We start from the raw sequence: 10,541 nt of genomic DNA on the forward strand, positions 1-10,541 counted from the left end.
AGGACCAATAATATCCAACATGATAAGAGTTAATATATACACAAGTTTTTAAGTCTTTTGAAAAAAGGGATAATGGCAATAAAATTAGTAGTAAGAAAATCATTTTATTAAACATTATCAATTCCTTACTTTTTAGAATAATAGATTATAACGAATTTATCTCAAAAAAGGTTTTGACTTTGATATAATAAAAAGAAATCTTTGAGCATCTACAAATAAGGCTTATATATGACTATAATCAACACACTAATTCCTATATTTTTTCTCATAATGTTGGGATATACTTTTAAGCATCTGAAGTTTCCACATGAAGACTTTTGGAAATATTTAGATAAACTTAACTACTTTGTGCTTTTTCCATCACTTCTAGTTTATAAACTCTCAACAGCAAATATACAAAATATAAATGGTTTTGATTTTGTTCTAACTGCTTTTATTTCAATCTTTATACTTAGTTTCTTACTAATAGTTTACAACAAAATATTCACTTTTGAAGCTAGTTCTTTTACCTCTATTTTTCAAGGAGCAATTAGATTTAACACTTATGTTTTACTAGCACTTGTGGATGCATATATGGGTGATGAAGGATTAGTTTTAGCTCTATTTCTTATGACCTTTGTTATTCCACTTTTAAATATACTTTGCATATCTATATTTTCCATCTATGTTCCAAATGACAAAGTAACACCTCTATCATTTATAAAATCAGTACTTTATAATCCGCTAATAATTGCTTGTATATCAGGAGGAGCACTTAACTTTTTCTCTATAGACTTACCCTTAGTTATGCAAAGTACACTTTCTATCATGAGTTCAGCAGCACTTCCTCTTGGTCTATTATCTGTTGGAGTTGGTCTGCATCTATCTTCACTAAGAGAGACTAAGTCTGCACTCTTTGTATCTTCTATTTTAAAACTTATTATTTTTCCATTTATAATTATGGGAGTTTCTTACATGATAGGTTTAGACAAAACACAAACAACAGTATTAGTTTTATTTGCATCTTTACCTACTGCATCTTCAGCCTATGTTTTAGCAAGAGAATTAGGTGGTGATTTAAAACTAATCTCTTCCATAATCTCATTACAAACATTACTATCAGCAGTGAGTATTTTTGTTTTTTTAAAGCTAGTAGATATTCTACTTTAATCTGCAAAAACTCTTTTATTACCATCTTTTTTTATCTCTGAGAAATTATCTAGATAATCAAGATAAGTGATAAGATATTTTCTACTTAGTGGATGTTTTTCTTTAAAGTTTTTTATATCTATATAACCATCTCTTCTTATGATGTCTTTCATCTCATTTACAAGCTTACTTAGACTATTTGCATGGATAAAAAGATTGTGTTTCATTCTTATTACTTGTTTTTTAGCACATAAAGCTTTGAGTATATTATCACCCATTTTTCTGTCTATATCTAAGTTATCATAGATATTATATGGAGCAGTTGGAGATATACCCTCCTCTTCTAAACCTATGAGCATGTTCTTTTCTAGAGAACTCTTGAAGTCCTCTTTTATATCTGCATTTTTATAAAGATTTCCATCTCTAACTAAAAACTCTTCAGTTACAAGTTCATTTAAAACAAGTTCTATAAAACCTTCACTAGCCCACTTTAGTCTTAGTTTTATAGAAGCATTTGAGAGAAGTGCAAATTGATTTTTAGTGTAAATATTTTTAATATTGGCATAAATAGTAGCCTTTGTAGATAGAGGATATATGATAAGCTCTTTTTCATCCACAAAGCTTTCATGTAACTCTTTAGCACTCTCTAAAGCTTCTTTATGAGAAAGTGCAAACCTTTGTGCAGATGAGATTAGTCCCAAACCTTTTTTATGTGCATAGAGTAAAATCGAGTATGCTTTTGGTATATCTTTTTCTTTTAGTGCTTCTAAGAGATGCAGTTTTTGAGACTTTTTCATAGGATCACTTACAGGGTTTAGCACAACTCCACCAGCAACTGTAAAGTTTCCATCTCTAATGATTAGCTTTTCATTGTAGATGCTAAAGATATCTTCATCACTTTTTATAGATGCAAAACCCTCTGTTAAAGAGTCTTGGGAGTTAAATAGTAATACCTTTGAATCTATCTTTCTTGAACCTATATAGATTGAGTAGTTTCTATTGTGATGTAAAAACTTATCTTTTAGTGCTTTAAAAGATATATCTATAGAACTAAAACCTCTTAGATACCCTTTTTTGCTTATTACAAAACCTCTTTTTATATCCTTAGCATCTACACCACTTAGGTTTATGGCTGTACGATTTGAGATGTTTGCTACCTCTGCATCTTCGCCGTGAACTTGTATGTTCTTTATCTTAGACTCTTTTTGTATGTCAGAGATAAATACCTTATCATTTATAGATATCGGTTTTCCAAGTACTGTTCCAGTTACAATTGTTCCAGCACCCTTAGCACTAAAAACTCTATCTACGTAGTATCTAAAGAAGTTTTCTTCTATCTTTGTGCTTGCATCTAGAGCAAATAGTTTTTCTTTTAACTCCTCTATTGAAACCTCATCGTATATAGAAACACCCATGCTAAACTTCAAGTCAAAGTCATATCGGGATATAAACTCTTTAATTTCTAAAAGTTTTTTATCTAGCTCAGGCTTCTCAACCAAGTCTTTTTTTGTAATAACTAAAACTGCATTTTTAACACCAAGAAGATTTAAAATCTCTAGATGCTCTACAGTTTGTGGTTTTATTCCCTCAACTGCACTTACAACTATAAGTACACAGTCAAAAGAAAAAGCTCCGGCTATCATGTTCTTTACAAGTTTTTCATGTCCTGGAACATCTATAAAAGCTATATTTTTACTGCCTTGGGCAATATTTGAGAAGCTTAGATCTATTGTTATTCCACGCTCTTTTTCTTCTTTTGTAGTATCACCTTCAAAACCATTCAGTGCTTTGATTAGTGCTGTTTTACCGTGGTCAATATGTCCACATGTTCCGATAATGAAATTAGACATTTGTTATCTCTTTTATTACTTTAATTATTTGTTTGATATCTTCTTTTTGTATAGCTCTAAAGTCTAGTAAAAACTTATCGTCTTCTATACGACCTATTATCTTTCTTTCTCTAAATAGTTTTTCCATTTTGTTTTGTTTATAATTTTTAATTTTCACACTCATGGCAATACTCGGAATAGTTCTATTTGGTGTCGTTCCTCCGCCTATTACTGAAGTAGTTTCTATTATATGGGCTTCACATATATCATTTACTGCCATTTTTAAAAACTGAGCATTTTCTCTAAGCTCATCAGTAGATGCAAAGAGCATCTTAAGAGTAGGAATCTCATCTAACTTGTTAAGTAAAACAGATGTAATGTTTTCTTCTAAAAGAGCAAGAGTAAGTTTGTCTACTCTTAACATACGAAGGAGCTGATTCTTTTTTAGTTTAGCTATGTACTCTTTTTTACCTACGATGATTCCAGCTTGTACACTTCCTAATAGTTTGTCACCTGAGAAGCTAAGAAGTGATGGGTTTTCTTGCATGTACTTTAGTACTGAAGGTTCATGCTGGTCTAGTCCATATGGCAAGTCAACAAGATGTCCACTTCCCATGTCATAGTAATCTATAAGGTTTTTCTCTTTAGCAACTCTTACTAACTCTTTAAACTCTACCTCTGAGCTAAAACCCTCTATGGAGTAATTTGACTTATGAACTTTCATAAGCATTGCAGTTTTCTCAGTTATAGAGTCTTCATAGTCTCTAAGATGGGTTTTATTTGTTGCACCTACTTCTACAAGTTTTGCGCCACTTTGTTTCATCACTTCTGGTATTCTAAAACTTCCACCTATTTCAACAAGCTCACCACGACTAACTATGACTTCTTTTTTCTTTGCAAATGTGTTTAAGATTAAAAATACCGCACTTGCATTGTTATTTACAATAAGAACATCTTCACAACCAAGGAGTCTACATATTACATCAGATATATGAGAATATCTCTCCCCTCTTTTACCCTTTGCTAAATCGTACTCTAAGTTGTTATAAGAAGTAACTACATCTTTTACTTTATCAAATGTCTTTGCATCTATAAGGCTACGTCCCAAGTTAGTATGAACTATGACACCAGTTGCATTTATTAACTTTTGTAGAGATGGTTTTGTAAGCTCTTCATACTTTTGTAAAACTGTTTGAACTAACTCATCTTCAGTGAAAGATTTCACTTCATCTTTTAAAATATTTTCTCTTAAGTTTTGAAGAACTTCTTGAGTGATGCTAACAAGAAGAGAGGAAGATAAATCATCAAATTGTTCATTTTCTATGAACTTATCAACCTTGGGAATTGATTTTAGTAAAAACATTTTTACCCTTTTTTATATAGATTTTATAATTTATAGTGTAGAATTCCAAATGTACAAGATTTGGGGGGCATGTGACCCTGGTGGGCACCACAGGTTTCAAACCTGATTGGAGGCTTTTGTGTAAACGCCTCGGGGGGTTCGATTCCTTCGCCTTCTCACCAAACTCTTAGTACACTATTATTGCTCTTTCTTCTCTTGGAATGATAGAACCTATCACACACGCATAACCATAAGTCAAATCTTCAACTCTTTTTATATACTCTGCTGCATCTTTTTCATTCATCGATATTAAAAGTCCACCTGACGTTTGAGTGTCACATAACATAAGAGCATACTTTGAAGCATCTCCTACATATGTAACCTTGTCATTTAGATACTTCAAGTTTTTCTTAGTTCCACCTGGTACAACATCTTTATCTGCAAGTTCAAATGCCTCAACCATTACAGGAACACTAGAAGCATCTATACTAAGAGATACATTCTCATTACTTGTCTCAAGAGCGTGACCTAAAAGACCAAAACCAGTTACATCAGTACATGCACTTACCTCGTACTCTTTTAGAAGTTTTGATGGTAAATGGTTCAAGGCTTCCATAACTTTAACAGCTTCAAGTGTAGTTGAGTCTCTTAGTAAGTCTCTTTTTATCGCTGTTGTTAAGATACCCATACCAATTGGTTTAGTCAATACTAAAACATGACCTATTTTAGGAGTATTATTTCTTAAAATATTACTTGGATGAATCATACCTGTAACACTCAATCCGTAAAACATTTCAGGGGACTCAATAGTATGTCCACCCATCAATACACCACCGCACTCTTTTATCTTGTCATTACCGCCCCTAAGAATCTCGGAGAGAACTTCGTAGGTATGATTAACCTTATCAAAGCCTACAATATTTAGAGCAGTTTTTACTTCCGCTCCCATTGCAAAGATATCTGATAGAGAGTTTGCAGCTGCAATTTTGCCATAAACATATGGGTCATCAACAACAGGTGTAATATAATCAAGAGTTTGAACTAATGCTTCGTTTTCATTTATTTTAAAAACACATGCATCTTCGCTATTTTCAAATCCTACAAGAACGTTTTCATCATCTGGAACAAGAGAGCAAATAGTTTGTTTTAGATCACCCGGACCCATTTTTGCTGCTCAACCAGCTGCTTGAACGAACTTAGTCAATTTAGACTCGTTATTCATGTTTAGCCTTAAAAGTATTTTATATGGAATAGGTGTAAGAGAAGTGCAGTAAAAAGATTTTTATTACATTTATGTACGCCTATTCCATAGGTTAATGTTATTTAGTATTTTACTAGCATTAGAATTAAAGCAATATTAAAATAGTAAAAATATATTTACTTTTTAAGTTAATATTAATATATGTCTCTATATAATTCAAATCACAATAAGCATCTGCCTAAGGTTTAGGCTTGACATAAATTTAACTAATGCAAAATTATGACTACATTTGCTTCAAAAATATTTTGGAGTTCCCATGAAAAAAATCCTTATGAACCTACTATTGGTTTCAAGTTTGTTCTCACAAACATTCACATTCTCAGCAATCCCCGATCAAGATGAAACTAAACTAAAAGAACGTTTCTCAAAACTAGCAGTGTATCTATCTAAAGAGTTAAACGTAGATGCTAAGTTCGTTCCTATCAAGTCTTACTCTGCATCTATCGCAGCGTTTAGAAACAAACAGCTTCAGTTAGCTTGGTTTGGTGGTTTTAGTGGGGTAAAAGCTAGACTAATTGTTCCTAACTCTATGGCAATTGCACAAGGTGTTGAAGATACAGAGTTTCGTTCATACATCATAGCAAACGTTAAAACAGGCCTTACATCTTCAGATAAGTTCCCTAAAGGGCTTGAAGGTAGAACATTTACTTTTGGTTCAAAAGGTTCAACTAGTGGAAGACTTATGCCTGAGTTCTTTATACGTGAACATCTTAACAAAGCTCCATCAAAAGTATTCTCAAAAGTTGGATACTCTGGTAACCATACTAAGACTATTTCTTTGGTACAAAGTGGTGCTTACGAAGTTGGTGCAGTAAACTATAAAGTATGGGACGCAGGTATTAAAGCTGGAACTATAGATACTTCTAAAGTAAAAATTATCTGGACAACTCCTACTTACCCTGATTATCAGTTTACAGTTCACGGAGACTTAGATGATACTTATGGAAAAGGTTTTACAGCCAAACTAAAAGCTACTATTTTAAACCTAAAAGACAAAGCTATCTTAGAGTCATTTAACAGAAGTGGTTTTATCGAAGCTAAAAACTCAGACTATGCACCTATCCTTAGTGTTGGAAAAAGTACAGGTTTAATCGACTAAGCATTAACATGGCATTTTCATTAAATAACGAGTCTATCTCTTACAATGACCAAATCATATTGCACTCTCTTTCTTTTAATATTAAAAGAGGCGAGAGTGTTGCCCTTCTAGGTAAAAGTGGAAGTGGAAAATCAACTCTCATCAAAAAATTATATGAGTCAAGAAAAGAAGAATCTTCTTATATTCCTCAAGAGCTTAGTTTAGTTGAGAACTTATCTGTGTATAACAATATCTATGTTGCTAAACTAGATGAGTTCTCAACTATTCATAATCTTATAAACCTCGTAAAACCAGCAAAAAAAGATGTAGATAGTGTTACAAGTATCATCAAACAACTTGAACTTGAAGACAAACTATTACAAAAAGTTCACGATCTCTCAGGTGGTCAAAAACAAAGAGTAGCCATCAGTAGAGCTATCTATGAAGACAAGAGCATCTTACTTGCTGATGAACCCATCTCAGCACTTGATGAGTACTTAAGCTCTATAGTTACAAGAACACTAAAGAAAAACTTTGAGACAATAGTCTGCGCTCTTCACAATGTAGAAGTAGCAACTAAAAACTTTGAGAGAGTCATAGGTTTGAAAAACTCTAAAATCATCATAGACAAAAAGTGTAGTGATCTTAATGCAGATGATATTCAGAAGTTATACTATGTTTGCGAGTAAAAATTTTAAGGTAAGCTTTTTATTTGTCCTTATAGGACTTATATCTTTGTACTTCGCAGATTTAGAGATAACGACTATAGATGCAACGAGTTTAAGTCAAGACTTTTTCTTCTCTATATTTTCTATGGAGTTTAACAACTACTCTGTACTTCTTGAAGCTTTTTTAAGAACAATCTCTATTGCTGTTTTAGCTATATTTTTCTCCATTATATTTGGAGCTATACTTTCACTGTTTTTCAATTCACTTCTTGTTAGAATATCTTTAGCATTTACAAGGTCTATTCATGAGCTTTTTTGGGCACTTATATTTTTACAAATATTTGGCTTAAATACTCTTACTGCCCTTTTAGCTATAGTTATCCCCTACTCTGCAACTCTTGCAAAAGTCTATGCTGAGATACTACAAGAAAATGATACCTTTACAGATACGCTAAGAGGAAAAGACAAACTTTCTTACTTTATATATACAAAAATCCCAGATGCACTTCCTCATCTTATCTCATACACAAGATATCGTTTTGAGTGTGCTCTTCGCTCTACTGCCATACTTGGTTTTGTTGGAATTACAACTTTAGGTTACTACTTATCTTCTTCTTTTATGCAAGGTCTTTACCATGAAGTATGGCTTATACTAATAGTTTTTTATGTTATCGTTGCATCTATAAAGAAGTGGTTTAACAAGTACACTTTTATACCTTTAGTTATAGCTTCGTTTTTGTACCTTGATGATTTTAGTGGTTTTAACCTTGCAAATCTTAAAAGATTTTTCACACAAGATATCATCCCTTATCCAATCAAGAACGACTTAGGTTTACAAAGCACTATCTCATGGTTTGAAAAAATATTTGTAAATGAGATATTACCAGGAGCTACAAATACACTAGTTCTTACTCAACTATCTCTTTTACTTACAGCGATTCTTACTCTTATACTATTTCCGCTTGTAAGTTCAAAGTTTACAAACAAACCTACAAAGATATCTGCACATATATTTTTAGTTGTTCTTCGCTCTACTCCAGAGTATATTTTGGCGTATATCTTTTTACAACTTTTTGGTCCATCGATGCTTCCAGCAGCACTTGCTCTTATGCTTCATAACGGTTCAATCATTTCTCATCTTATCGGACATGACACAGATGCCATGAAGCTTCGTATAGATGTAACAAAGAGAAAAACAGAACTTTACTTTTATGAAGTTCTACCAAGAATTTATGGTCAATTTTTAGCATTTTTATTTTATAGGTGGGAAATCATCATGAGAGAGAGTGCCATACTTGGTGTTCTTGGTATCACCACTTTAGGTTTTTACATAGACTCAGCTATAGAAGATTTTAGACTAGACAAGATGTTTTTACTTCTTTTAGTAACAGCATTTTTAAATATCCTAGTAGATGTTATCTCAAAAAAAGCGAGAGAATACCTTAGAGCAACTAAGCATATCTCTGCATGTGACTTAAGACAGAACAAGTAAATACCAAGCAATGCATTAGATGCAACACAACTCATCCCAATTAAGCTATGAATGCAATCTTGAAACAGTTTGTAGGATTATGTTTGAGCAACTTATTATATGTTTTTGTTACTCAATAATACTCTCTAGCTTCTTCTTCATGAAATGCTGTAGAAGTTTTTGACCACCTTCGAATACGACTTTAAATGGAGCATCTTTAAATTCAGTTTTTAGTTTTTTCATAACTTCTTTATTATTCAGAGATAAAGCAAAATCATGACCATCTTGAGTCAACCTTAAGGGAATAGCAAAAATTGAAGTTAAACCATCTAAAGATTGAATAATACCTATGTCTTTCAGGTTGTATGCGAAACCTGAACGCTTACCTATTAATTGATTATCAAGTGCCAATTGCAAATGAAAAACAAGTTTTTCTGAGATCTCACCATCTATCTCAGTCTCTACTCCCGCATTGGTTATGTCATTAAAATCAACATGTGCTTTTTCTGACTCTAAGAAAACATTCAGTAAAGAACCAAAAAAATCTAAATCCACTCTCATTGAAAACTCCATTTTTTGAAAAATATATAACTATTTATTCAAGGAATATTATAGCAAAATGAGTTTAAACCCCAAGGCTTGAATCTCCATTTTTAAGGTGTAAGAACAAAACTATATAAACTTTGTAACTAATAAATATACCCGTAGTAATTTTTATTACTCCCACTCTCCTAAGTTAATTTTATATGCATTCCCATCGAGGAAGATGGGGACAAGAAAACTTTTAATTGCTTACCTAAAAACAAATAGATATAATACAAAATTATTTTTAGGCGGTGTGTAATTAAAACAAATAATTTAGTAGCTATTTTTGCATTAGTATTTGCAATGTTAATTTGGGCTAGTTCTTTTATAGCACTAAAGTCAGTTATGCAAGACTTAAATGAGTTTACAGTTATATTTTTTAGAATGCTTATAGCAAGTTCATGTTTCTTGTACTTTATAAAAAGCTTTTTGAAGTATAAATTTACTAAAAAAGATTTAAAACTTATTTTACTTCTTGCACTTTTTGAACCGAGTTTATATTTTATATTTGAGATTAAAGCCTTAGGTTATACATCAGCTTCACAAGCTGGGCTTATGACATCTTTTATGCCAATCTTAACAGCAATGCTTGCTGGATATTTTTTAAAAGAAATTATTACAAAACAGTTAGTTGTAGGGGCAGTCTTTACACTTTCTGGTGCAGTGTGGTTAAGTCTTCAATCAGGTGCAAGTGAGTTTGCACCAAATCCATTACTAGGTAATTTCTTAGAATTTTTGGCTATGCTTTGTGGCGCTGGTTACACCATTGTGGCACGTTATTTAAGTGATAAATTTTCAGCATTATTCATTACTGCTTTACAGTCGTTTATTGGTGCAATATTTTTCTTCCCATTTTTCTTATATGAGTATATTACTATGCCTTTTAGTATTACAAGTGAAGCGATATGGTGGTTACTTTATCTTGGGGTAATTGTTACGCTTGGAGGATATGGACTTTATAATTATGCATTGACAAAAATACAAGCATCTAAAACAGCTATGTTTATAAATCTTATCCCTATATTTACATTACTATTGGCTTACCTCATTTTAAATGAAGTCTTAACTAACTTACAACTTTTTGCATCAGCAATGATAATAGTAGGTGTACTTGTTTCACAAACTAAGAGAAAATCATTAAGACTAAAGATACTGAAATAATTATGCTTTTATCTACTC

General features: G+C 32.0%; 9 protein-coding genes and 1 tRNA gene. 6 read left to right on the forward strand and 4 right to left on the reverse strand.

Annotated features, from left to right (window positions below):
- Nucleotides 1–228 precede the first annotated feature (228 nt).
- A complete protein-coding gene (locus QZZ48_RS11720) occupies nucleotides 229–1,149 on the forward strand; it encodes an AEC family transporter (protein ID WP_294966025.1) in 921 nt (306 codons plus the stop codon).
- Here QZZ48_RS11720 and selB read toward each other — a convergent pair.
- The gene (selB, locus tag QZZ48_RS11725; protein ID WP_294966026.1) at nucleotides 1,146–2,978 is read right to left on the reverse strand and encodes a selenocysteine-specific translation elongation factor; all 1,833 of its coding nucleotides are present in this window, start codon (nucleotides 2,976–2,978) and stop codon (nucleotides 1,146–1,148) included. The genes QZZ48_RS11720 and selB overlap by 4 nt on opposite strands.
- Nucleotides 2,971–4,320, reverse strand: coding sequence for an L-seryl-tRNA(Sec) selenium transferase (gene selA, locus QZZ48_RS11730; RefSeq protein WP_294966028.1), 1,350 nt, complete (start codon nucleotides 4,318–4,320; stop codon nucleotides 2,971–2,973). The genes selB and selA overlap by 8 nt, the downstream gene beginning before the upstream one ends.
- Before the next feature lie 62 nt (nucleotides 4,321–4,382).
- Here selA and QZZ48_RS11735 point away from each other — a divergent pair.
- Nucleotides 4,383–4,481, forward strand: a tRNA-Sec gene (locus QZZ48_RS11735).
- A gap of 5 nt (nucleotides 4,482–4,486) precedes the next feature.
- Here QZZ48_RS11735 and selD read toward each other — a convergent pair.
- Nucleotides 4,487–5,521 (reverse strand): selenide, water dikinase SelD, encoded by a 1,035-nt coding sequence (gene selD / locus QZZ48_RS11740; RefSeq protein WP_294966030.1) that lies wholly within the window; start codon nucleotides 5,519–5,521, stop codon nucleotides 4,487–4,489.
- 295 nt (nucleotides 5,522–5,816) lie between these two features.
- Here selD and QZZ48_RS11745 point away from each other — a divergent pair, with 295 nt between their 5' ends.
- The 3 genes from QZZ48_RS11745 to QZZ48_RS11755 are packed head-to-tail and all read left to right on the forward strand — an operon-like array spanning nucleotide 5,817 to nucleotide 8,798.
- The gene (locus QZZ48_RS11745; protein ID WP_294966031.1) at nucleotides 5,817–6,659 is read left to right on the forward strand and encodes a putative selenate ABC transporter substrate-binding protein; all 843 of its coding nucleotides are present in this window, start codon (nucleotides 5,817–5,819) and stop codon (nucleotides 6,657–6,659) included.
- A gap of 8 nt (nucleotides 6,660–6,667) precedes the next feature.
- On the forward strand, nucleotides 6,668–7,327 hold the full coding sequence (locus QZZ48_RS11750; RefSeq protein WP_294966033.1) for an ATP-binding cassette domain-containing protein: 660 nt from the start codon (nucleotides 6,668–6,670) through the stop codon (nucleotides 7,325–7,327).
- Between the two features lie 46 nt (nucleotides 7,328–7,373).
- A complete protein-coding gene (locus QZZ48_RS11755; protein WP_294966034.1) occupies nucleotides 7,374–8,798 on the forward strand; it encodes a hypothetical protein in 1,425 nt (474 codons plus the stop codon).
- Between the two features lie 108 nt (nucleotides 8,799–8,906).
- Here the strand turns inward: QZZ48_RS11755 and QZZ48_RS11760 are convergent, their stop codons facing one another.
- Nucleotides 8,907–9,338, reverse strand: a complete 432-nt coding sequence (locus QZZ48_RS11760) for a hypothetical protein (RefSeq protein WP_294966036.1) — start codon at nucleotides 9,336–9,338, stop codon at nucleotides 8,907–8,909.
- Nucleotides 9,339–9,644: 306 nt separating this feature from the next.
- Here QZZ48_RS11760 and QZZ48_RS11765 point away from each other — a divergent pair, with 306 nt between their 5' ends.
- Nucleotides 9,645–10,523: a DMT family transporter gene (locus tag QZZ48_RS11765; RefSeq protein ID WP_294966038.1), complete on the forward strand. Its 879-nt coding sequence runs from the start codon at nucleotides 9,645–9,647 to the stop codon at nucleotides 10,521–10,523.
- The last annotated feature ends 18 nt before the right edge of the window (nucleotides 10,524–10,541 follow it).

Source organism: Sulfurimonas sp. (assembly GCF_016744025.1).
Lineage (GTDB): Bacteria > Campylobacterota > Campylobacteria > Campylobacterales > Sulfurimonadaceae > Sulfurimonas.